The sequence below is a fragment of the Nocardia sp. NPDC019219 genome (assembly GCF_040632645.1).
GTDB lineage: Bacteria > Actinomycetota > Actinomycetes > Mycobacteriales > Mycobacteriaceae > Nocardia > Nocardia sputorum.
Genome location: NZ_JBEYCG010000015.1, coordinates 45,470 through 71,089 on the forward strand (window position 1 = coordinate 45,470; position 25,620 = coordinate 71,089).

General features: G+C 70.3%; 2 protein-coding genes. Both read left to right on the forward strand.

Annotated elements, in window-relative coordinates; translation table 11 throughout:
• Positions 1-277 precede the first annotated feature (277 nt).
• A complete protein-coding gene (locus ABZ552_RS25160) occupies positions 278-24,742 on the forward strand; it encodes a non-ribosomal peptide synthase/polyketide synthase (protein WP_357440136.1) in 24,465 nt (8,154 codons plus the stop codon).
• Complete coding sequence (locus tag ABZ552_RS25165) at positions 24,736-25,530, forward strand: FkbM family methyltransferase (protein ID WP_357440139.1); 795 nt, start codon at positions 24,736-24,738, stop codon at positions 25,528-25,530. The genes ABZ552_RS25160 and ABZ552_RS25165 overlap by 7 nt, the downstream gene beginning before the upstream one ends.
• Positions 25,531-25,620: the final 90 nt, after the last annotated feature.

Sequence of the window (25,620 nt, forward strand, 5' to 3'; positions counted from 1 at the left end):
CGATGCTTCACCACAGGTTCAAAAGTTCTGTTTTCAGATTTTGGGACGACTGGAATGCCGACAAACAGGAGGTGTGGGAGTCGCCGTAGGCAGGCCGATCGGAGGTCGGGCACCGGCGGATCGAGCTACACGCGGAACCTGAACGGAGCGGCGAAGCGCAGGGGTAGCGCCGCTTCCCAGTACACGAAGTGCATATACAAGCCAGATTTCGGACGCGGAGAGCGGGCGTGCTTCCGTCATGCCTTCGCGCGTCCGGGTATGAATAAGGGGACATGCGATGAATCTGAAGTCAGACGGAACCGCCGACGGCGATCTGGGGCTGATCCCGCTCTCGAGTGCGCAGTACGGCATGTGGCTCGCGGACCATGTGCCCGGCGGACCGGCTGTGAACATCGCACATTGTGTCGAGATCGAGGGCCCGGTGGATTACGACGCGTTCACCCAGGCGGTGAACGACGGCGGTCACGAAACCGAGTCATTGGTGGTGCGCGTGGTCGAATCCGACGGCCGCCCCTATCAATTCGTCGACCGCGGCATCATCTATGACGAGCCGGTGCTGGATTTCAGCGATGCGGAGGATCCGGTCGCGACGGCGATGGAGTGGATGCGCCGCGACTACAACACGAAGGCGGTCGATCTGAGCCGCGACCGGCTCACCGAGACGAGGCTCATCCGGGTCGGCGAAGACCACTACTTCTGGTACGGCCGCGCGCACCATTTGGTGATCGATGGGTACGGCGCCTTCAACAGCTTGACCCGGATGGCCGAGCATTACAACGCCCTGCTGGAGGGCAGGCCGCCGACGCGACTGGACGCGGCGAGCCTGCACGACATCGTCGAGGCGGAGCACGCCTATCGCGCCAGCTCGCGATACGAGGCGGACAAAGCGTATTGGATGAACAAGGTTTCCGACCTGCCGAAGCCGGTCAGTCTGTCCGGCCGCACAGCCCGTTCCGGCAAGGTCGACCGCGTGGCCGGGTTGCAGCTGCCCGCACGCCTGTCCGACCGGCTCGACCGCTACGCCGAGGAGGTGAACGCGTCCGCCGCGCAGGTGGTCATCGCGGCGTTCGCCGCGTTCCTCGCCAGGATGACCGGCACCGAGGATGTCGTGCTGTCGCTGCCGGTGACCGCCCGGGTGACCAAGCGCCTGCGCAATGCCGCCGCGATGCTGGCGAACATGGTGCCGATCCGCTTCGCCGTACACCACTCGACCACCGTGGAGGAGCTGGTCCGCGCGTCGGTGTCCGAACTGGTCGCGGCCATGCGTCACCAGCTGTACCGGTTCGAGGATCTGCGCCGCGAGTCGGCCGCGATCGACTCCTCCGCGAATTCGTACGGCCCGATCGTGAACATCCTGTTCTTCGATTCGGAGATTCGGCTCGGCTCGGCCGTCGGCCGCTATCGCGCCCTGACCTCCGGCGCGCTCGACGATCTGCAGCTGAACCTGTACCGCTCGGGCGCGGACGCGCCGCTGCTCATCGAACTGCACGGCAATCCGAACCTCTACGGGCAGGACGAACTCGAGTCGCACGCCGACCGGTTCCTCGATTTCCTGCACCGGATGATGGATGCGCCCCTGGACGCCCGCATCGGCGACATCCCGCTCGTCGCCCCCGCCGAGGAACTGCGTATCGTCCAGGAACTCGCGGGCCGCGACGGCGAATCGCCCTCGGCCACACTGGTGGATCTGCTGACCCGACAGGCGGCCGCCACGCCGTCCGCAGTCGCCGTGACATTCGACGACACCACTCTCACCTACCGCGAACTCGACGAACGCTCCAACCGGTTCGCGCGCAGGCTCATCGCGCTCGGCGCGGGGCCGGAAGCGCTGGTGGCCATAGCACTGCCACGGGATGCCGATCTGATCGTCGCGGTACTCGGCGTACTGAAATCAGGCGCCGGGTACCTTCCGCTGGACACGGCCCATCCGGCCGAGCGGCTCGAATACGTGCTGAGTGACGCGAACCCGATCGCGGTGGTGACCAAGCGGGACATGCGTGAGCACGTGCCGGGTGATCCCGGCCGCGTCGTGCTGTTCGAGGACGTCCTCGCCGCCGAGGAAGCCGCGGACCCGATCACCGATGCCGATCGGCTCGGCTTGCTGCGTCCCGACCACCTCGCCTATGTCATCTACACGTCCGGATCGACCGGCCGGCCGAAAGGCGTCTCGATCAGCCACCGCGCCGTGGCCACCTATCTGGTGAACTCGTGCGCCGAGATCGGCATCCGATCCGGCGACGTCTGGACGTTGTTCCACTCCTTCGCCTTCGACTACTCGGTCTGGGAGATTTTCGGTGCGCTGGTCAGCGGCGGCCGGATCGTCGTGGTGGACGGCCTCACCAGCCGCTCGCCGGACGACATGGTGCGGCTCGCGGCACGCGAGCGGGTCACGGTCTTCAGCCAGACCCCTTCGGCGTTCTACCAGTTCGCGGCCGCCCGACAGCGGTACACGCACGCCGGTGAGCCGGAAGGCGAGCTGTCGCTGCGTCTGGTCGTCCTGTCGGGTGAGGCCCTCGATCCCGCCGGGCTGTCCGACTGGTACGAGCACAACCCGGATCTGCCGGTGCTGGCCAACAGCTACGGGATCACCGAAACCACCGTCTTCGTCACCTACACCGGTCTCACCGCGGACGTCGCCGTTCCAGGCGCACCGAGCACGGTGGGCCCGGCCTTGCCGGGCTTGCGCACGTATGTCCTCGACGAGCGCTTGCGCCCGTGCCCGCTCGGCGCCTGGGGCGAAATCTACGTCGCCGGAACACAACTCGCTCGTGGCTACCTCAACCGGCCCGCGCTGAGCGCCGCACGTTTCGTCGCCGATCCGTTCGGGCGGCCGGGGGAGCGCCTCTACCGCAGCGGTGACGTGGCGCGCTGGAACCACCGAGGCGAGTTGGAATATCGCGGCCGCGCCGACCAGCAGGTGCAGTTGCGCGGGTTCCGGATCGAGCTGGACGAGATCCGCAACGCGCTGCTGTCGCACGGTGCCGTCGCCGCGGCGGTCGTCGTCGTGCACCTGCCCGGCACGGAGGCCGCCCGGCTGGTCGGATACGTCGTGCCCGCCGTCGGCGCCGACGTGGATCCGGACGCCTTGCGCGCCCACGTCGGCGGGCGACTGCCGGAGTACATGGTGCCGTCGAGCGTCGTCGTGATCGACGCCGTGCCGCTGACCGTGAACGGCAAAGTGGACTACCGCGCACTTCCCGAACCGGTCTTCGATTCGGCCGCGGCATACGTCGCGCCCCGCACGGTCGTCGAGGAGTCGATCGCGGATGTCTTCGCGGAAGTCCTCGGCATCGACCGGGTGGGCGTTTTCGACAGCTTCTTCGAACTCGGCGGCAACTCGATCACCGCGACCAGCGCTGCCGTGCGCATCGCGGAGGTGACCCGGTGCGATATGTCGGTGCGCGACTTGTTCGTCAAGCAGACCGTCGCGGAACTGGCCGCGCATCTCGAGGCCGGACGCAGTTCCGGCAGGCCCGTGCTGCGGGCCGCGGCGCCCCGGCCCGAGCCCATTCCGCTGGCGCCGGCGCAGAACAGGATGTGGCTGGTCAACCAGACCGACCCCACCTCGGCCGCCTACAACATTCCGCTGATCGTGCAGCTGACCGGGCGTCTCGACGCCGCGGCGCTGCGTGCCGCGCTCACCGACGTGATCGATCGGCACGAATCGCTGCGCACCGTCTACCCCGCCGTGAACGGCGAGGGCACCCAGGTCGTTCTGCCTGCCGACGAGGTCGTCGCCGGTCTCGACCTGACTCCGCGACCGACCGACCCGGACGAGATCGAACATCGAATTCGCGAGCTGGCTTCCGTCGGAACGGATTTGCGCGAACGCGCCCCGATCCGGGTGGCGCTGCTGGCGACCGCGGACCGCGGCCGGCATGTGCTGGCCGTCATCCTGCACCACATCTGCTGCGACGGGTCCTCGCTCCGGCCGCTCGCGGCCGACGTCGCGGTCGCCTACGAGGCCCGAGTGCAGGGGAAGACCCCCGATTGGGAGCCGTTGAGCGTTCAGTACGCGGACTACAGCGTCTGGCATCGCAGTCTGCTCGGCGACCTGGACGACCCGGATTCGCGCGCCGCCCGCCAATTGCGCTACTGGTCGCAGCGACTGGCGGGCATGCCGCCGGTCCTCGAGCTGCCCGCGGACCGGCCGCGTCCGGCCCGCCAATCCATGCGCGGCGACGTCGCGGACACGGTGATCCCGGCCGAGACCTTCGCCGGGATCGAGCGGCTGGCACGCGCGGCCAACGTCACGACGTTCATGGTCGTCCACGCGGCGCTGGCCGTGCTGCTGGCGCGGATGTCGGGTTCGGCGGACATCACCATCGGCACGCCGGTCGCCGGTCGCGGCGAACGGGCGCTGGAGCCGCTCATCGGCATGTTCGTCAACACCGTGCCGCTGCGTACCGAGGTGTCCGCCGAGGAGTCGTTCACCGAGTTCCTGACGCGCGTCAAGGGCATCGATGTCGACGCCTTCGCCAACAGTGACCTGCCCTACGAGCGCGTCGTGGACGAACTGCATCCGAAGCGGTCCCTGGCGTACGCGCCGCTGTGCCAGGTATATCTCGCGTTCGAGAACATGGGCCGGGCGAGCTTGGAGCTGTCCGAACTCACCGTCGAGCTGCTGGATCCCGGCGCCGAGCCGGCGAAGGTGGACATCATCGTCACCGTCGCCGAGAACACCGCCGCGGGTGGCGATGTGGCGCTGCGGATCAACTACGCGACGGATCTGTTCGACCGGGAGACCGTCGAAGAGCTCGCCGATCGGCTGAACCGCACGCTCGACGCGTTCGTGGCGAATCCGCGGGCGCGCGTCGGCGACGTGGACCTGTTGTCCGGAGTCGAGCGCCTGGAATTGGTCCCGGCATCCGGCGGTCGTGCCGAGCAGCCCCGCGTGCTCGCGGATGTGCTGCTGGTCGGTGAGCGCACCGCGCCGGCCGTGGTGGCGGGGGATCGTGTGCTCACCTACGGGGAGCTCGACGAGTGGTCGAATCGTCTTGCCCGCGTGTTGATCGACTGGGGCGTGGGGCCGGGCGACCAGGTCGCGCTGGCCATGGGGCGGTCGGTGGAGTTCGTGGTCGGCGTGTGGGCGGTGGCGCGGGCGGGTGCCGCGTTCGTGCCGGTCGACCCGCGCTACCCCGCCGAGCGGGTGGCGCACATGATCGCGGACTCGAATGTGGAGGTCGCGCTCAGTGTCGAGGCGTCGCATGCCCTGCTTCCCGGCCACGTGCGGCAGCTGGTCCTGGACCACCCGGCCACCGAGGCGTTCCTCGCTGCGCAATCGTCCGCGGCGGTGACCGACGCGGAGCGCCTGCGCGCCTGCCGGGTGGCCGACGCGGCCTACGTGGTGTACACCTCGGGCTCCACCGGCAAGCCGAAGGGCGTGGCGGTGACCCACGAGGGCTTGGCGAATTTCGCGATCGAGCAGCGGGAGCGCTATCGCGTCGATCGCCGGTCGCGCGTGCTGCAGGTGGCGGCGCCTGGCTTCGACGCGGTGATGTTGGAGTTGCTGATGGCACACGCGAACGGCGCGGTGCTGGTGGTGTCGCCGCCGGAGGTGTTCGCCGGTGCGCAGCTGGCGGAATTGATTCGCGCACAAGAGGTCTCGCACGCGTTCGTGACGCCGAGCGTGCTGGCGACGATGTCGCCCGCCGGACTCGATTCGCTGCAGGTGCTGGTGGCGGGCGGGGAAGCGGTGTCGGCCGAGACGGTGGCCGTGTGGGCGCCGGGACGACGGCTGCACAACGGGTACGGGCCCACCGAGACCACGATCATGGTCGCGATCAGCGACCCGCTGTGCGTCGGCGACCCGGTGACCATCGGCGGCCCGATCCGCGGCGTCGACGCGGTGGTCCTCGACGAGCGGTTGCGGCCCGTCCCGGTCGGCGTGACCGGGCAGCTGTACGTCTCGGGTGTGCAGCTTTCCCGCGGGTACCTCAACCGGCCCGCCTCCACGGCGGTGACGTTCGTCGCCAACCCCTACGGCCCTGCGGGCACCCGCATGTACGGCACCGGTGACCTGGCGCGCTGGACCGCCGAACACACGCTGGAATACCTGGGGCGCACGGATTTCCAGGTCAAGATCCGCGGGCAGCGCATCGAACTCGGCGAGATCGAAGCCGTGCTCGCCGGACATCCCGCCGTCGCGGCGGCAGTAGTGGTCGGCGTGCACGCCGAGAGCGGCTCGCGGCTGGCGGCGTACGTGGTGCCCGCCGACGGCGCGGTCGACACCGCCGAGCTGACCAAGTACGCGGCCCAACGCCTGCCGTCGCATATGGTGCCGGACACGGTCATGGTGCTCGACACCCTGCCGCTGTCGGCGGTGGGCAAGGTCGACCGCGCCGCGCTGCCAGAACCGGAGTTCGCTCCCGGCGTGGAGTTCGTCGCGCCACGCAATGCCACCGAGCAGATCGTCGCCGACATCTGCGCGGGCGTGCTGGGCATCGACCGCGTCGGCGTCCTCGACAGCTTCTTCGACCTCGGCGGCAATTCGCTGTCGGCCACCCGCGCCGCGGCGCAGCTCAGCGGCGCGTTCGGCGTCGAGGTGCCGTTGCGCGCGATTTTCGAGACGCCGACCATCGGTGCGCTGGCCGAGCGGCTGCGCAGCGCCGACGCGGCGACCCGGGCGCCGCTGGTCCCGCAGGAGCGCCCGGACCGGATCCCGCTGTCACCGGCGCAGGCCCGCATGTGGTTCCTCAACCAGTTCGACACGAGCTCACCGGTGTACAACATCCCGCTGGTCGTGCGGATGTCCGGAGACCTCGACGTGACCGCGATGCACGCGGCGATCGCGGACGTGCTCGAACGGCACGAAGCGCTGCGGACTGTCTACCCCGACAGCGACAGCGGACCGCACCAGGTGATCGTGCCGGTGGAGACGGCGCTGCGCCCGCTGACTCCGGTGACCGTCGCGGCCGAGGAAATCGAGGCGCGTGTCGCCGCCGAGGTAACGGTGGGCTTCGACGTCACCGCCGAGGTTCCGTTCCGGGTCGCGCTGCTGCGCAGCGCACCCGACGACCACTCCCTGGTGCTCGTCGTCCATCACATCAGCTTCGACGGATCCTCGCTCGCGCCGATGGCCGCGGACCTGATGACCGCCTACCGGGCCCGGGTCCGGCGCGAAGCGCCGCAGTGGGCGCCGCTGCCGGTACAGTACGCGGATTACGCGCTGTGGCAGCGGAAGCTGCTCGGCAGCGAGGACGATCCGCACAGCCCGACCGTCGCGCAGACCCGCTATTGGCTCGCGGCCCTCGCCGGCCTGCCCGAAGTGCTGGACCTGCCCACCGACCGTCCGCGGCCGGCGAAGCAGTCGTTCCGCGGCGCGACGGTCTCGGCCACCCTGCCCGCGGATCTGCACCGGGAAGTGGTCGCGCTGGCCCGCCGCCACGACGCGACGGTCTTCATGGTGATGCACGCGGCCTACGCGGCGTTGCTGGCGCGGCTGTCCGGCACCGGGGACATCGCGGTCGGCACCCCGATCGCCGGTCGCGGCGAGCCGGGGCTGGACGGCTTGGTCGGCATGTTCGTCAACACGCTGGTGTTGCGCACGCACATCGCGCCCGGAGCGTCCTTCGTCCGGATCCTGGATCAGGTCCGGGCCACCGACCTGGCCGCTTTCGAGAACGCCGACATCCCGTTCGAGCGTCTGGTGGAGGTGCTGAACCCGCCGCGCTCGACGGCACACGCCCCGCTGACGCAGGTCGGCTTCTCGTTCCAGAACATCGAGATCCCGACGGTGCGATTCGAGGGCTTGACGGTCTCGGCGCAGATGGCCGATCCGAGCGTGGCGAAATACGACCTGCACCTGAATCTGGTCGACGCCTTGGCGCCGGACGGCGAGCCGGGCGACATGGCCGTCGAGTTCGGCTACGCCACAGACCTTTTCGACGAGTCGACGATCACGGCGATGTTCGATCGCTACCTGCTGTTGCTGCGCGCGATCGTCCTCGACCCCACCCGCGCGATCGGCGACATCGATCTGCTGACCGATCAGGAAGCGCGGCGGATCGCGCAGCGGTCCAGCGGTGTGATCACACAGGCGCCGGCGGCGACGATCGCGGACCTGTTCGCCGTGCAGGCCGAGGCGACGCCGGAGCACACGGCGGTGGTGGACGCCGACGGCGGCGCCCGGCTCGACTACCGGGAATTCGCGGCCCGGGTGAACGCGCTGGCGCGTGCGCTGATCCAGCGCGGAATCGGCCCGGAGACCGTCGTGGCGGTGGCGATGCGCCGCTCGGTGGACCTGCTGACCACGCTGTACGCCATCCACGCGGCAGGTGCGGCCTACCTGCCGCTGGATCCGGATCACCCCGTCGACCGGGTGCGGGCCGTTCTGTCCGACGCACGGCCCACCGCGATCCTCACCCGTCCGGACGATCGGGCGAGTCTGCCCGGCGACGTGCCGGTCTGGGCGCTCGGGGACCTCGAGGCCGAGCGGCTGGACGCCTCCGCGGTGACCGATGCCGACCGGACGCGCCCGCTGCGCCCGGACGACCTGGCCTACGTCATCTACACCTCCGGCTCGACGGGTGTGCCCAAGGGCGTGGCGGTTCCGCACGCCGCGGTGGTGAACCAGTTGCGCTGGATGCGCGAGCACTACCGGCTCGGCGGCAGCGACGTCATGCTGCTGCGCACGCCGGTGACCTTCGACCTCTCGGTCTGGGAGTTGTTCTCCGCGTTGACCTGCGGTGCGGCCCTGGTCGTCGCCGGTCCCGACGCGCAGAGCGATCCGCGGGAAGTGGCCCGGCTGATCGCCGAGTATCGGGTGACCACGGTGGACTTCGTGCCGTCACTGCTCTCGGCGTTCCTCGAGGTGGCCACTCCGCGCGAGTTCCCCGACCTGCGGCGGGTGCTGTGCATCGGTGAGGCGCTGTCTGCCGAGATCGTGCGCCACTTCCGGGATTTCAGCGACGCGCGGATCGACAATCTGTACGGCCCGACGGAAGCGGCGGTCAGCGTCACCGCGCACCGGATCGATTCGGTCGAGGGCGTGGCGGTGCCGATCGGCGTGCCCGAGGCGAACGTGACCGTGCATGTACTGGACGCGCGGTTGCATCCGGTGCCGGTCGGGGTGACCGGTGAGCTGTACCTCGGTGGCGTCCAGCTGGCTCGCGGCTACCAGGACCGCCGGGGGCTGACGGCGGCGACGTTCGTCGCCGATCCGTTCGCCGGCGCGCCCGGCGCTCGGCTCTACCGCACCGGCGACCTGGTGCGCTGGGACGAGGACGGCAACCTGCGTTACGTCGGCCGCGCCGATACCCAGGTGAAGCTGCGCGGCCTGCGGATCGAACTCGGCGACATCGAAGCGGCGCTGATCGCGCACGAGCAGGTGCACGCGGCCGTCGCGCAGGTACGGGTCGACGGCGGCGAGCAGCGGCTGGTCGCCTACGTGGTCGCGGACGCGGCGCTCGACGTCCGGCAGGTCCGGGCCGTGCTGCTGGACCGGCTGCCTGCCTACATGGTGCCCTCCTCGGTGACCCGGATCGACTCGATTCCGCTCAACGCCAACGGCAAGGTGGACTATCGGGCGCTGCCCGAACCGGACCCGAGCGTCCAGGAGTCCGAGTTCCGGCCGCCACGTGGCCTGGTCGAACAGGCGATCGCCGCGGTCTTCGCGGAACTGTTCGACCGGCCCGAGGTCGGCGCGGACGACGACTTCTTCGAACTCGGCGGCAACTCGCTGGTCGCGACGCGCGCGCTGAGCCGGATCGGCGACGTCGTCGACGTGACCATCCCGGTGCGCGCGATCTTCGAGGCTCCGACCGTGTCCGCTCTGGCCGAGCGTATCGCCCAGTTGCGCGCGATTCCCGGTCTTCCCGCGCCGACCCCGATCCCGCGGCCGGACCGCATTCCGCTGTCGCACGCGCAGACCCGGATGTGGTTCCTGAATCAGTTCGACCCGGCGGCGCCCGGATACGTGGTGCCACTGGCGATCCGGCTGGAGGGCGAGCTCGATCTGGCGGCGCTGACCGCCGCCGTGGGCGATGTCGTCGAGCGGCACGAGAGCCTGCGCACGATGTACCCGGCGGTCGACGGCACGCCCACCCAGGTGGTGCTGAACGCCGAGGACGTGCTGGCGACGTGCGATCTGACCCCGCAGGCGGTCGGCGAGCGGGAGCTGCCGCACCGGCTGGCCGAATTCTGCGGCACCGGATTCGACGTCGCCGCGGGCGTGCCACTGCGCGTGGCGCTGTACCAGTTGTCGGACGAGGCGTGGACGCTCGCGCTGGCCGCGCACCACATCAGTTGCGACGGCTTCTCGGTGGCTCCGCTCGCCGCCGATCTGGTGACGGCGTATCGGGCGCGTTCCGGCGGCGCCGCGCCGGACTGGGCGCCGCTGGCGGTGCAATTCGCCGACTACGCCCTGTGGCAGCGAGCGGTCCTCGGTTCCGTCGACGACCCGGATTCCTTCGTAGGCCGCGACATCGCCTACTGGCGAACGCAACTCGCGGGCGTGCCCGACCTGCTCGAGTTGCCGACCGACCGTCCGAGGCCGGTCGAACAGTCCCAGCGTGGCGCGGTGATCCAGGTGACCATCCCCGGTGAGTTGCAAGGCCGGGTGGAATCGCTGGCGCGGCGAGCCGGGGCCACGACGTTCATGGTGGTGCACGCGGCTCTGGCGGTGCTGCTGTCGCGGCTGTCCGGCAGCGACGACGTCACGGTCGGCGTTCCGCACGCGGGACGGGGCGACCGGTCGCTGGACCACCTGGTCGGAATGTTCGTCAACACCTTGGTGATGCGGACGCGGATCTCCCTGGATCAGACCTTCGCGAGCCTGCTCGACGACGTGCGGCGCACCGACATCGAGGCGTTCGATCATGCCACGGTGCCGTTCGAGCAGTTGGTCGACGCGCTGAACCCGGTGCGCTCGACGGCGCACACGCCGTTGTTCCAGGTACTGCTCGCCTACCAGAACATGACCCGCGCTCGCGTCGAGCTTCCTGGCCTCACCGTCGAGAACGTGGACCCGGGCGACAGCGCGGCGATCTACGACCTGCTGCTCATGATCAGCGAGGGCCACGGCACGCACAACGAGCCCACCGGCATGACGCTGCGCCTGACCTACGCCACGGACCTCTTCGACGAGGACACGGTGCGGCGCTTCGCCGACCGATTCGTTCGCGTCCTCGATGCCGCGGCCCGCGACGCCGAGGCCACTGTCGGGGCGCTCGGGTTGCTCGACGAGGCGGAGCGGTCGCAGGTGCTGGAGCAGTGGAACGACACCGGTGGCTCCGCCGCGGCGGGCCGGACACTGGTCGACGTCTTCGACGAACAGGTCGCCCGCACCCCCGACGGTACGGCGCTTCGCCTGCCGGACGGCAGCACCTCGACCTACCGGGACTTCGACGCGAGCGTGAACCGGCTGGCCCGGTGGCTCATCGCGCGCGGTGCAGGCCCGGAGACGGTGGTGGCGGTGGCGATCCGTCGATCGGCCGAGCTCGTCACGGCTCTCTACGCGGTGGTGAAGGCAGGCGCGGCGTTCCTGCCGATCGACCCGGACCACCCGAGCGCGCGGATCGCGCACGTGCTGAGCGCGGCCGGACCGCTGCTGGTGCTCACGACCGAGAACGACGGCGACGGTCTGCCGGACGGATTCGAGTACGCGCCGATCGACCGGCTGGACGTGAGCGGCCTGTCCGGCGCCCGGATCACGGACACCGAGCGGCGCACACCGCTGCGGCCGAACCACCTGGCCTACGTGCTGTTCACCTCCGGGTCGACCGGCGTCCCCAAGGGCGTGGCCCTGACCCATGCCGCCACCGTGAGCCAGTTGGCCTGGGCCCAGCAGCAGTGGCCACACGGCGCCTCCGACGCGGTGCTGCACAAGACGCCGATCACCTTCGACATCGCCGTGTGGGAGTTGTTCTGGCCGTTGCAGACCGGCGCGCACATCGTGGTCGCCGAACCCGGCGGTCATCGCGACCCGGCCTATCTCGCGGAGATCATCGCGCGCGACGAGATCACGACCGTGCACTTCGTGCCGTCGATGCTCGACGTCCTGCTGGAATCCGCCGGTGTCGCGGCACTGCCGTCGATCCGGAGGGTGTTCGTCGCGGGCGAGGCGTTGGCACAACGCACGGTCGACGCGGCGGAGCGCGTCTTCGCGCACGCGGAACTGGTGAACTGGTACGGGCCTGCGGAAGCGGAGGTGGTGACCGCGCAACGGTGCGCACCGCACGCGACGACCGCCGCGACGGTGCCGATCGGGGCGCCCGCCGCGGGCATGAAGGTCTACGTGCTGGATGCGCGGTTGCGGCCGGTGCCGGTCGGCGTCGTCGGTGAGCTGTACGTCTCCGGTGTCCAGTTGGCGCGCGGCTACCACGCGCGCACCGACCTCACCTGCGGCGCGTTCGTCGCGAATCCGTTCGGTGCGGCGGGGGAGCGGCTGTACCGGACCGGTGACCTGGTCCGCTGGCGCAAGACCGGGGAGCTCGAGTACCTGGGCCGCAGCGACTTCCAGGTGAAGGTGCGCGGCCAGCGGGTGGAGCCGGGTGACATCGAGTCCGCCCTGCGCGCTGTCGCGCAGGTGGCGCGTGCGGTGGCCGTCGTGACGACCGAACGCATCATCGGATACGTCACCCTGGCACCGGGCGCGGTGACCGACGGCCGTGCGATCCGCGAGCAGCTGACCCGCACCCTGCCGTCCTACCTGGTGCCGGACGCCGTGCAGGTGCTCGACGCGATGCCGCTCACCGCGAACGGCAAACTCGACCGATCGGCGCTGCCCCGGCCGGTGTTCGACGCCGGCGACGCCTTCGTCTCGCCGCGCACCGACGCCGAGGCGATGCTGGCGCGGCTGGTCGCCGACCTGACCGGCGCGGACCGGGTGAGCGTGACGGCGAACGTCTTCGAGATCGGGATCAACTCGCTGTCGGCTGCCCAGCTCGCCGCGCGGGCGCAGGCGGCCGTGGGTGTCGACGTCGGTATCCGGGACGTGTTCGACGCGCCGACGATCGCCGCTCTGGCCGAACGGATTTCGGCGCGGACCCGGTCCACCGCGATTCCGCTGACCGCACGGCAACGCGCGGGTGCGGTCCCGTTGGCGGCGGCGCAACGGCGCATCTGGTTCCTCAACCAGTTCGACACCGCCTCCTCTGCCTACAACATCTGCTTCGCGGCCCGCCTGACCGGCGCGCTGGACGTAGATGCGCTGCGGGCGGCGTTCTTGGACGTGGTGACCAGGCATGAGCCGTTGCGGACGGTGTATCCGCTGATCGACGGTGAGCCCCGCCAAGTGGTGCGCGACGTCGCGGCGATCGACGCGGAAGTGACACTCGCAGCGGAGCCGGTCAGCGGCGAAACGGAACTGGCCGAGCGGATCCGGGACGCGGTCGAGGCGGGATTCGACGTCGCGGAATCGGCGCCCGTGCGGGCGCGGCTGTATCGCACCGCGCCGGATACGCATGTGCTGGTGGTCGTGGTCCATCACATCGCGGCCGACGGAGCGTCGATGGCTCCGCTCGCGCGCGACGTGTTCGCCGCGTACCGGGCGCGGGTGAACGGCCACACGCCGCAGTGGGAACCGCTGGCCGTCCAATACGCCGACTACGCGATGTGGCAGCAGGAGTCGCTCGGCGCCGAGGACGATCCGAGCTCACCGATCGCCCGGCAGATCGAGTACTGGACCGACGTTCTCGACGGTTCCCCGGAGTTGCTGGCCTTGCCGACAGACCGGCCGCGGCCCGCCACTTTGTCCACCGACGGAGGCAACGTCCGGTTCCGGATGCCGGCAACGCTGCACGACGCCGTGGTGCGGCTGGCCCACCGGGAGGGCGTCACCGTGTTCGTCGTCCTGCACGCGGCGCTGGCGATCCTGCTGGCGCGCACCGCACACAGCGACGACATCACCGTGGGCACGCCGGTCGCCGGTCGCGGCAGGCCGGAACTCGACGATCTGGTCGGCATGTTCGTGAACACGGTGGTGCTGCGCACGCGGATCGACGAGGCCCGCTCTTTCCGCGACCTGCTCACCGAGGTGCGCGACGTCGACCTCGAAGCGCTCGCCAACGCCGACCTGCCCTACGAACGGCTCGTCGATGTCATCGGACGTCCGCGCTCGACGGCGTATTCGCCCCTGTTCCAGGTGATGTTCGGGTTGCAGAACACCCGAGCGGCCCGATTCGAGCTGCCCGGCATCGGCGTCGAAGTCCTCGACCCCGGCCTCGCGCAGGCCAAGGCCGACCTCACGGTGCTGGTCACCGAACGCCGCGAGGGCGATCAGCCCGCCGGGATCGACGGCGAGATCATCTACGCCACCGATCTTTTCGTCGAGTCGACCGCCCAAGCGCTGGGCGAGAGATTCGTTCGTGTCCTCGAGGCGGTCGTCAGCGATCCCGCGCGGCCGATCGGCCGCATCGGCCTGCTGAGCGCGGCCGAGTTCGAACGGTTGGTGCCCGTGCGGGGCATCGAGGGCACCCAGCCGTGCCTGCTTCCGGATGTGCTGGCCACCGCCGTGGCCGTGGCCCCGGCGGCGACGGCGCTGATCGGGAACACCGAAACCCTCACCTACGCCGAACTCGACAGCAGGGCCAACCGCCTCGCCCGTGTGCTGCTCGCCCGCGGCGCCGGGCCGGGCATGTTCGTCGCGCTGGCCGTACCACGGTCGGTCGACTATCACGTCGCCATGTGGGCGATCGCGAAGACCGGCGCCACGTTCGTCCCGGTGGATCTGCGCTACCCCGTCGAGCGGATCGCCCACATGCTGAGCGATTCCGGCGCCGCGATCGGCATCACGCTCGCGACCACCCACGCGGCGCTGCCGGACAGTGTGGATTGGCTGATGCTCGACGAGGCACGGACGGCGGCCGAGATCGCCGCGCAGTCGGACCGGCCGGTGACGGACACCGAACGGGGACGTGTCCTGCGGGTGGAGGACGCCGCCTACCTGATCTACACGTCCGGTTCGACGGGAACGCCCAAGGGCGTCGTGGTCACCCATGCCGGATTGGCCAATTTCGCCGCGGAGCAGCGCGATCGGTACCTGGTCGACGGCACGTCCCGCGTGCTGCAAGTGGCGGCGCCCGCGTTCGACGCGGTGCTGCTGGAAGCGTTGATGGCGCACGCGGCCTGCGCGGCGCTGGTCGTGTCGCCGCCGGAGGTGTTCGGCGGCCCGGATCTGGCCGCGCTGATCCGGACGCATCAGGTGTCGCACGCCTTCCTGACGCCGAGCGTGCTGGCCACCATGTCGCCCGCCGGCCTCGAGTCGGTACGGATGCTCGCGGTCGGCGGTGAGATGGTGCCCGCGGAACTGATCGCCACCTGGGCGCCCGGCCGCCGGTTGCACAACATCTACGGCCCGACCGAGACGACGATCGTGATCACGATGAGCGCCCCGGTGCGCCCGGGCGATCCGATCGCCATCGGCGGCCCGATTCGTGGCGCGGAGGCAGTGGTGCTGGACGCGCGTTTGCGTCCGGTCCCGGTCGGTGTCGCGGGGGAGCTGTACCTCGCGGGAGCCCAGCTGGCGCGCGGTTACCTCAACCGGCGCGCGGTGACGGCCGGTGCGTTCGTCGCGAATCCCTACGGCGGAGCGGGTGCGCGGATGTACCGCACCGGCGACATCGTCCGCTGGACCGCGCAGCGCACGTTGGAATACGTCGGCCGCAGCGATTTCCAGATCAAGATCCGCGGCCAGCGCATCGAGCTCGGGGAGATCGATGCGGCGCTGCTCACGCACCCGAAGGTGGCCGCCGCGGTGACCGTCAGCCGCACCGGGCCGGGAGGACAGCCGCTGCTGGCCGCGTACATCGTGACCGACGCCGGTGCGGACGTGGACCCGGACACCGTGCTCGAGCACGTCGCATCGGCGTTGCCCGCGCACATGGTGCCGTCGGTCGTCACCGTGCTCGACCGCATGCCGATCACCTCGACCGGCAAGGTGGACCGGAAAGCGTTGCCGGAACCCGTGTTCCGAGTCACCGACGACGACGGGCAGACAGCGGCGACTGAGCTGGAGCGGACCGTCGCGGCGGCGTTCGCGGACGTGCTCGGCATCGAGTCGGTGGGTGTCGCCACCTCCTTCTTCTCTCTCGGTGGCGATTCCATCCTGTCGATCCAGCTGGCTTCCCGGTTGAAGTCGGCCGGTGTCGTCGTGACGGCGCGCGACATCTTCGAGCAGAAGACCGTCCGGGGCCTGGCGCGGGTCGCCGCGGCCGCCGAACGGGTCTCGCTCGCGGAGTTGCCCGGTGGTGGCGTGGGCCGGGTCCCGTTCACCCCGGTGGTCTCCTGGTTCACCGAGCGCCTCGGCGCCGCCCCCCGGTTCGCTCAATCGATGCTGGTGCGCTTGCCGCGCGACGCGCGGGTCGAGGACGTCACCGCGACCGTGCGGGCGGTGCTCCAGCAGCACGACATGCTGCGTGCGCGGCTGCGCGAACAGTGGCTGGAGGTGCCGCCGGACAGCGCCGCCGACGTCGCGGACGTGGTGTTCACCCGCACTTTCCGCGCACACGAGACGCCGGGGAGCGAAGGGTTCACCGCGGTGCTGGAAGCGGCGTTGGCCGAGGCCTCCGACCGTCTCGACCCGGCGGCGGGCCGGATGGTGCAGGTCGTGTGCCTGCTGCCGGAATCGGGTGTCGAGGCCGAAGCCCGCGCTCTCGTGGTCGTTCATCACCTGGCGGTCGACGGTGTGTCGTGGCGGATCCTGATCCCCGACTTCGCGACGGCATGGCAGCAGATCACCCAGGGGCGCGCGGTGGAACTGCCCGCACAGGGCACGTCCATGCGCCGGTGGGCGCACGCGGTGGCCGACGCCGCCGCGGCCCGCGCCGGAGAGTTCGAGCTGTGGCACCGGATGGGCGCTGCCCCCGACCCACTGCTCGGCAGCGCGGTACTGGATCCCGCCGTCGACATCCAGTCGACCGTCCGGCATCTGACGGTGTCCCTCCCTGCCGATGTCACGTCGACGTTGCTCGACGCGGTCCCGAAGGCCGCGCACGGCAGCGTGGACGACGCGTTGCTGGCCGCTCTGGCCGTGGCGACAACACGCTGGCGCCACCGGCGCGGCGTCGCGCACGCGGGTGTCAAGGTCCTGCTGGAGGGGCATGGCCGGGCGGAGCAGATCGCCGAGGGCGCGGATGTCTCCCGCACGGTGGGGTGGTTCACCAACACCTATCCGGTGGCGCTCGACCTGAACGGTGTGGAGACGGACGATCCGCGTGCCGCGGTGAAGGCCGTCAAGGAGCAGTTGCGCGGCATTCCGGACAAGGGAATCGGCTACGGCCTGCTGCGCTACCTGCACGCGGGCACGGCCGACCGGCTCGCCGCGCTGCCGGAGCCGCAGATCAGTTTCAACAATCTCGGCCGCGTCGGCGTCGACCTCACCGCACTGTCGGACCTCGCGTGGATTCCGACCGACGAGACGTTCGACCGGCGTGGCGCCTTCGACCCGGACATGCCCGCGGCCGCGGCACTCACCATCGACGTCAACATCGTGGACACCGAGGCGGGACCGCGTTTGTCGGCGCATGTCGGATACGCGTCGCGGTTGCTCGAGCACGACGACGTGACCGAACTCGTCGACGCGTGGGTCGAGGCGCTGACCGCGATCGCGGTAGCGGCCAGGGCCGACGCGGACTGGGGCTTCTCACCCACCGACGTTCCGCTCGTCGCGGTCACGCAGTCCGACCTGGACGCGTTCGCGGACCGCTACGGTGCCCTCGGGGATGTCTGGTCGCTGGCGCCGCTGCAGGCCGGCCTGCTGTTCCACGCCGAACTCGCGGCGGGTGATCTCGACGTCTACACGGCGCAATCGACCCTCGCCCTCGCCGGTGTGCTCGACGAGGATCGGCTCGAGCGGTCCGCGGCGGCCTTGCTGCAGCGTCATCCCAACTTGCGCGCGGCGTTCGTCCGGACCGTCGAAGGCGTTCCGGCGCAGGTGATTCCGGCGTCCGCGGTCGTGCGCTTGCGGCGAGTCGATCTGCGCGGCAGCACGACGACGCCGGAGGAGCTGATCGCGGCCGAGCGGGCGATCCCGTTCGATCCGGCCGATCCTCCACTGCTGCGTTTCCTGCTCATCGAGGTGGGGCCGCAGGACTACCGGCTGGTGCTGACGGCTCACCACCTGCTGCTGGACGGCTGGTCGCTGCCTTTGCTGTGGCGCGAGCTGATCGGCCTGTACGCGGTGAGCGCACGCGCCGAGCTGTTGCCCGCCGCGGCGTCCTACCGCGGCTACCTGGAATGGCTGGATCGGCGCGAGCCGTCCACCGGCCTCGAGGTGTGGCGCGACACCCTGCGCGACTTCACCGAACCCACGGTGGTCGCCGACGCGCGGACGCACACCACGGTCGGCATCCCGGTCGACCTCGCGGTCGAGCTGGATCGCGCCGTCACCGCCGAGCTCGTGGAATTCGCTCGGGCACGGGCGGTCACCATGGCGACGATCGTGCAGTTCGCCTGGGCGGTGGTCCTGGGCAACCTGCTCGGCGTCGAGCGCGTCGTGTTCGGCGGCACGGTCTCGGGACGTCCCGCCGACCTGCCGGGCGTGGAATCGATGATCGGCTTGTTCATCAACACGATCCCGGTGGCCGTGCACGTCCCGCGGGACGCGACCGTGGCGGACGCGCTGCGGCGGTTGCAGGCCGACAACACCCGCTTGCTCGATCACCACGACGTCGAACTGTCCCGGATCCTGTCCGAGGCGGACGCCGGCCCGCTGTTCGACACGCTGGTCGTCTTCGAGTCCTACCCGGTCGACAGCAGTGGCCTGGGCGACGCGGACATCGACGGCATGCGGGTGGTCGCGGCGGACGGAAGCGACGCCGCGCACTACCCGATCACGGTGCAGGCCCACCAGACCGACCGACTGCACGTGCGGATCCGCTACCAGCAGGCCCGCGTGGACGACCGGACGGCCGCCGGTCTGGCCGCTCGGATGGAGACCGTGCTGCGGGGTATCACGACCGATCCGGAAGCGCGGCTGGGCGCGGTCGACCTGTTGACGGCGGCGGAGCGCCGTGCGCTGGTACCCGCCACCGGCGGACCGGCCGAAGCGCCCCGTGTGCTGGCGGAGTTGCTTGCGGCCGGTGCCGCGATGAATCCGGATGCGGCAGCGGTGGTTTCGGCTGAGCGCGCGCTGTCGTACGCCGAGTTGGACGCCTGGTCGAACCGTGTGGCGCGCGAACTGATCGATTGGGGCGTCGGCCCGGGCGACCAGGTGGCGTTGGCGATGGCGCGGTCGGTGGAACTCGTGGTCGGCATGTGGGCGGTGGCCAAGACCGGCGCCGCGTTCCTGCCGGTGGATCCGCGGAATCCGGCAGAGCGCGTCGCGCATATGGTCGCCGACTCCGAGGTTCGCGTCGCGGTCACGGTCGCGGCGTCGCGAGGGCTGGTTCCCGACGCTGTCCGGCGGCTGGTGCTCGACGATCCGGAAATCGGCAAGGCGATCGAGGCGCGGTCCTCGGCCGCGGTGACCGACCGGGATCGGCGGCGGACGCCACACGTTCGCGACGCGGCCTATGTGCTGTACACCTCGGGCTCGACCGGAACGCCGAAGGGCGTTGCCGTCACGCACGAGGGACTGGCGAATTTCGCCGCCGTGCAACGGGTTCGCTTCGGCGTGGACGACCGGTCGCGGGTGCTGAACGCGTCCGCTCCCGGTTTCGACGTGGTGGTCCTCGAGCTGCTGCTGGCCCACACCAACGGCGCGGTGCTCGTGGTTCCGCCGCCGGAGGTGTTCGGCGGGCCCGACATGGCGGAGTTCATTCGCGCGCAGCGGGTGTCGCACTCGTTCATGACGCCGAGCGTGCTGTCGACGATGTCGCCAGAAGGCCTGGATTCGCTGCGGGTGCTGATGGCCGGTGGCGAGGCGGTGACACCGGAGATTGTGACGCAGTGGGCGCCGGGCCGGCGGCTGTTGAACGGATACGGTCCGACCGAGACGACGATTCTGGCCGGCATCAGCGATCCGCTGCATCCCGGCGAGACCGTCACGATCGGTGGTCCGATCGGCGGTGTCGAGGCCGTCGTGCTGGACGCGTGGCTGCGACCGGTGCCGGTCGGCGTGGTCGGCGAGTTGTATCTCGCCGGTGTGCAACTGGCCCGCGGATACGTCAACCGGCCGGTGGCGACGTCGGGTGCGTTCGTGGCGAATCCGTTCGGCGCGCCGGGGTCGCGCATGTACCGCACCGGTGACCTGGCTCGCTGGACGCCCGAACACACCGTGGAATACCTCGGCCGCAGCGATTTCCAGGTCAAGATCCGCGGCCAGCGTATCGAGCTCGGTGAGATCGAGGCCGTGCTCGCCGCACAGCCCGGCGTGGAGCACGCGGTGGTCGTGCTGCGCAAGGACGAGCGCGGCATCGGCAGGCTCGCCGGCTATCTGGTCGGCTCCGATGGCTTGGATCCGGAGGAGGTCAGGGCCGCCGCGCGGCTGCGGCTGCCCGCGCACATGGTGCCCGATGTGTGCACGGTGCTCCCCGAATTCCCGCTCACCAGAACCGGCAAGCTCGACCGCTTGGCGCTTCCCGCACCGGAATTCACGGCGGCACGGGCCTGGACGGCTCCACGTACGGAGACCGAACGCCACGTCGCGGACGTCTTCGCACACGTCCTGGGCGTCGACCGGGTCGGGGCCACCGACAGCTTCTTCGACCTCGGCGGCAATTCACTGTCGGCGACGCGGGTGACCGCCCAGTTGAGCACCGCGCTCGGCGTGCGCGTCGGTGTTCGCGACCTGTTCGAAACGCCGACGGTCGCCGAGCTCGCCGCCCGGCTGGACACCTCCGAGCTGGCAGTCCGGGTGCCCCTGGTAGCGCGCACCCGCCCCGCACTCGTCCCGCTGTCGCTGGCCCAGCAACGAATGTGGTTCCTCAATCAGCTCGACACCTCGATGGGTGCCTACAACATCCCGCTGGTGCTCCGGCTGAAGGGCGAACTCGACCTCGACGCACTGCGACGCGCGTGCGCGCTGGTCATCGATCGGCACGAGTCGCTGCGCACCAAATTCCCGATAACCGACGGAACACCGCATCAGGTCGTCGTGCCCGTCGAGGAGGTCCCGACCGGACTCGACGCGGTCGAGGTCGACGCGGAACGGCTGATGGAGCTCGTGCTCGCCACGGTTTCGGCGAGCTTCGACGTGACGCAGGCGCCCCCGGTGCGCGCGGAGTTGTTCCGGCTCGGTGCGGACGAGCACGTCCTGGTCATCGCAGTTCACCACATCTGCGCCGACGGGCAGTCCATGCTGCCGCTCGCCCGGGACGTGGCGATGGCCTACCAGGCGAGCAAGCAAGGGACGCCGCCGCCGTGGCCCGCGCTCGCGGTCCAGTACGCGGACTACACCCTGTGGCAGCGCGACGTGCTCGGCGACGAGCACGACCCGGGCTCGGTCATGTCCCAGCAGTTGCGTTTCTGGAAGGACACCCTCGGCGGGCTGCCCGAGCTGCTCGAATTGCCGACCGATCTGCCGCGCCCGCCGGTGGCGTCCATGCGCGGCCGCACGGTGGACTTCGCGATCTCCGCCGCGTTGCAGGAACGGATCGGCGCGGTCGCACGTGCGGCGAACGCGACGGTGTTCATGGTCATGCACGCCGCGCTGGCAGTCCTGCTCTCGCGGCTGGCCGGGATCGGCGACGTCGCGGTGGGCACCCCGGTGGCCGGCCGCGGCGAGCGCGAGCTGGACGATCTGATCGGCATGTTCGTCAACACCCTCGTGCTGCGGTCACGGGTGTCGTCGCGCCAGTCGTTCGCCGAGCTGCTCGCGGCGACCCGGGAAACGGACCTGGCCGCGTTCGCGCATGCCGACGTGCCGTTCGAGCAAGTGGTGGAGGCGCTGAACCCGCCGCGGTCCACCGCGCATCTGCCGCTGTACCAGGTCACGCTCGATGTCCAGAACCTGAGCAAGGCCGCGCTGGAACTGCCCGGCCTGATCGTCGAGCCGGTCGAGAACGGATTCGAACCGGCGCAGGCCGACCTGAACCTGAACCTGGTCGAACGGTCGGGCGCCCAGGGGCAGCCGGATGGCATCCGGGGACGCCTGACCTACGCCACCGATCTCTTCGTCGAGGAGACGATGACCCGGTTCGCGCAGGCATATGTGCGGATTTTGGAGGAGGTGACCGCCGACCCGGCGGTCGCGGTCGGCGACATCGACCTCGTGGGCGCGGGGGAACGTCGTGCGGTGCTCGACGCGGCCGGTGACGCGGGGGTCGCGGTGCCCGAGACCACCCTCGCCGAGCTGTTCGCCGCTCAGGCCGCCGCACGGCCGGACGCGGTCGCGGTGACCGACGGTCAGGCGCGGCTGACCTACGCGGAGCTGGACCGGCGCGCCGCCGCGGTGGCGGCACGGCTGACCGAACTCGGCGTGGGACCGGAATCGCTGGTCGCCGTGGCGTTGCCGCGCTCGACCGACCTGGTGGTTGGCCTGCTCGGCGTCGTGCGCGCGGGTGCGGGATATCTGCCGCTGGACGTGGCGTATCCCGTGGAGCGGTTGCGCTTCATGCTCGACGACGCGGGTCCGTCCGCGGTGCTGACCACGGCGGGCATGTCCGCGGCGGTGCCGGAGTGCGCCGCGCCGGTCCTGCTCCTCGAGGATTGCGATGACGCGTCCGATCCGGTGGTTTCCGCTGCGCGACCGGGCAACGTCGCCTATGTGATCTACACGTCGGGATCGACGGGCCGTCCCAAGGGCGTGACGGTCGGCCACCGCGAAGCGGTCACCCTGTTCACCAACGCGGCCGAGCGCTTCGACCTCGGACCCGACGACGTGTGGACGATGTTCCATTCCTACGCCTTCGATTTCGCGGTGTGGGAAATCTGGGGTGCGTTGCTGTCCGGCGGCAAGGTCGTCGTGGTCGACTACGACACCTCCAGGTCGCCGGAGACCTTCGTCGAGGTCGTGGCCCGCGAAGGCGTGACGGTGTTGAGCCAGACACCCTCGGCGTTCTACGGCTTCGCCGACGCCGAGCGCCGCTACCGGGAAGCGGGCTGCCCCGCAGGCGATCTGGCGCTTCGTTATGTCGTCTTCGGTGGTGAGGCGCTGGACGCGTCCCGGTTGGACGGCTGGTTCGCCGCGCACGCGCCGGGGTCGCCGCGGCTGGTCAACATGTACGGCATCACCGAGACGACCGTGCACGTGACGTTCTCCGAGGTCACGCCGGCTCAGGCAGGTGCGGCCGGGATCGGTGCGCCGCTCCCCGGATTGCGGGTGTACGTCCTCGACGACCGCTTGCGGCCGGTGCCGATCGGCGTCGCCGGTGAGATCTACGTGGCCGGTGGCCAGCTCTCGCGAGGGTATCTGGGAGCCCCGGCACTGACCGCGGGCCGATTCGTGGCCAACCCGTTCGACCGCGACGGCTCCCGGCTGTACCGATCCGGGGACGTGGGCCGCTGGCGGAGGTCGGCGAGCGGGCTGGAGTTGGCCTACGCGGGCCGGGCAGACGCGCAGGTGCAGTTGCGTGGTTTCCGCATCGAACTCGGCGAGGTGGAGTCGGCGCTGCTGCGGCACCCGCTGGTCACCCAGGCCGCGGCGGCGGTGCACCGGCACGATCGCGGGGTGGACCAGTTGATCGGCTACGTCGTCGGCGTCGGCGGGGAGCGGATCGATCCGGTGGAGGTCCGCGAGACCGCCGCCGAGGTCCTGACGAGTTACATGGTGCCCGCCACGATCATGGTGCTGCCCGCACTGCCGTTGACGGTCAACGGCAAGCTCGATCGAAAAGCGCTGCCTGCGCCCGAGTTCGAGGAATCGACGGCCGCGTTCGCGGAGCCGCGGACGCACACGGAGAAAGTGATCAGCGACGTCTACGCGCAGGTTCTGGGTGTCCGGCGCGTCGGGGCGACGGACGGGTTCTTCGATCTCGGCGGCAACTCGCTGCTGGCCACGATGGTGGTGACCGAATTGCGCGGTCGCGGTGTGACCATCCAGTTGCCGTGGATGTTCGACGACGCGACGCCGCGAGCGCTGGCGGCCAGGGCCGACGGCGCGGCGGGCGGCTCGGGCCTGCAAGTGTTGCTGCCGCTGCGGGCGCAGGGCGCGAAGCCCGCGGTGTTCGCGGTGCACCCCGCGGGCGGTCTGGCGTGGTTCTACGGCGGCGTGGTCGAGCATCTGCACAAGGACCGGCCGGTCTACGGCTTGCAGGATCCCCACGTCGTGGCGGGCGAACCGGGTGCGCGTTCCGTCGACGAACTGGCCGAACGCTATGCGGCCGAGATTCGCCGACTGCAGCCCAGCGGCCCGTACCACCTGCTCGGGTGGTCGCTCGGCGGTGCGATCGCCCATGCCGTCGCCGTCCGGCTTCAGCGGGAAGGGCAGCACGTCGGCATGCTGGCGATGATGGACAGCGCCGTCGGCGACTCCCAGGCGCTGGCCGCGTCGATGGGATCCACCGCCGGCGACCCCGCGCCCGGCGAACTGATGGCCGATCTGCTCGGCGGCTGGCGTGAACTGTTCGATCTGGGCGCGGAGGTGACCGCGGATACCCACGAACAGGCATGGGCGGTGATCCGCGCGCAGGTGACCGCCAGCGGCATGTTCACCGCCGAACAGGTCGACCGGGTGATGGAGAGCTTCCAGACCGCCACCGCCATCGCCGAGGAGTACCAGCCGGGCGTCTTCGACGGCGACCTGGTCTTCTTCACCGCGGGGAAAGACCGCGCGGACGGCGACGCCGTCCTGCGGACGTGGCGGCCCTTCATCACCGGCGACCTGCACAACACGGTCGTCGACGCACGGCATCTCGAATTGACCCACCCGCACGCATTGGCCGTCATCGGCCCGATCCTCGAAAGGTTCTTGAACGAATGCTGAAGACTCTCGATCAACTCCAGCAACTCCGGCTCGAGGACGGCAGGACGGTCGCCTGCACCAGTCCGGCCGAGGCGCGGATGTTGTGGGGCGAGATGTCGACCGACGGTTTCTACCGGCTAGCCGCCGCGCTCCTGCGACCGGGGGACATCGCACTCGATATCGGCGCGAACATCGGGCTGAGCGCGATGATGTTCGCCGACACCTGCCCCGGGGTGCGAGTGATCGCCGCCGAGCCGGCCCCGGCGACCTTCGACTGTCTACAGCGCAACATGGGCATGCACGTGCCGGACGGGGTGGCACTGCAAGTCGCGGTCGGCGCCGCGCCCGGCAGTGCGCCGTTCACCTGGTACCCGCGAGCCTCCGCGAATTCCGGGCTCTACGCCGACCGCGCGGCGGACGACGAAGCCACCGAGATTTATCTGCGCAACAGCGGCCTCGACGACGAGGCGATCGCGCTCATCACCGCCGGGCTGCACGAGGGTGAGCGCATGGACGTCGAGGTCACCACCGTTTCGGCGATCCTGCGCGAGCACGGTCCGAACGCGGAGGTCGGCTTGCTCAAGGTCGATGTCGAGCGAGCGGAACTCGACGTACTGCTCGGGGTGGCCGACACGGACTGGCCGCGCATCCGCGCCGTGGTGGCCGAGGTGCACGACCGGGACGATCGTTTGGCGCAGTGCTGCGAATTACTGCGCAGCCACGGCCTGCTCGCGCGAACCCGCCAGGACCCGAGCCTGACGGGGACCGAACTGCACGAGATCTACGCCGTGCGGCCGGAGACCGTCTGACAGACTCCGTCGTACAACGTCCCACCGGTACGGGAACAGCCCCGAGTAGTCGAGGCTGTTCCCGTACCGGATTGCTTCCGGTCGACGCAT

What these genes read in the sequence shown, in the direction of transcription:
- ABZ552_RS25160 (WP_357440136.1), top strand. Translation starts at nt 278, where the DNA reads ATGAATCTGAAGTCAGACGGAACCGCCGACGGCGATCTGGGGCTGATC.
- ABZ552_RS25165 (WP_357440139.1), top strand. Translation starts at nt 24,736, where the DNA reads ATGCTGAAGACTCTCGATCAACTCCAGCAACTCCGGCTCGAGGACGGC.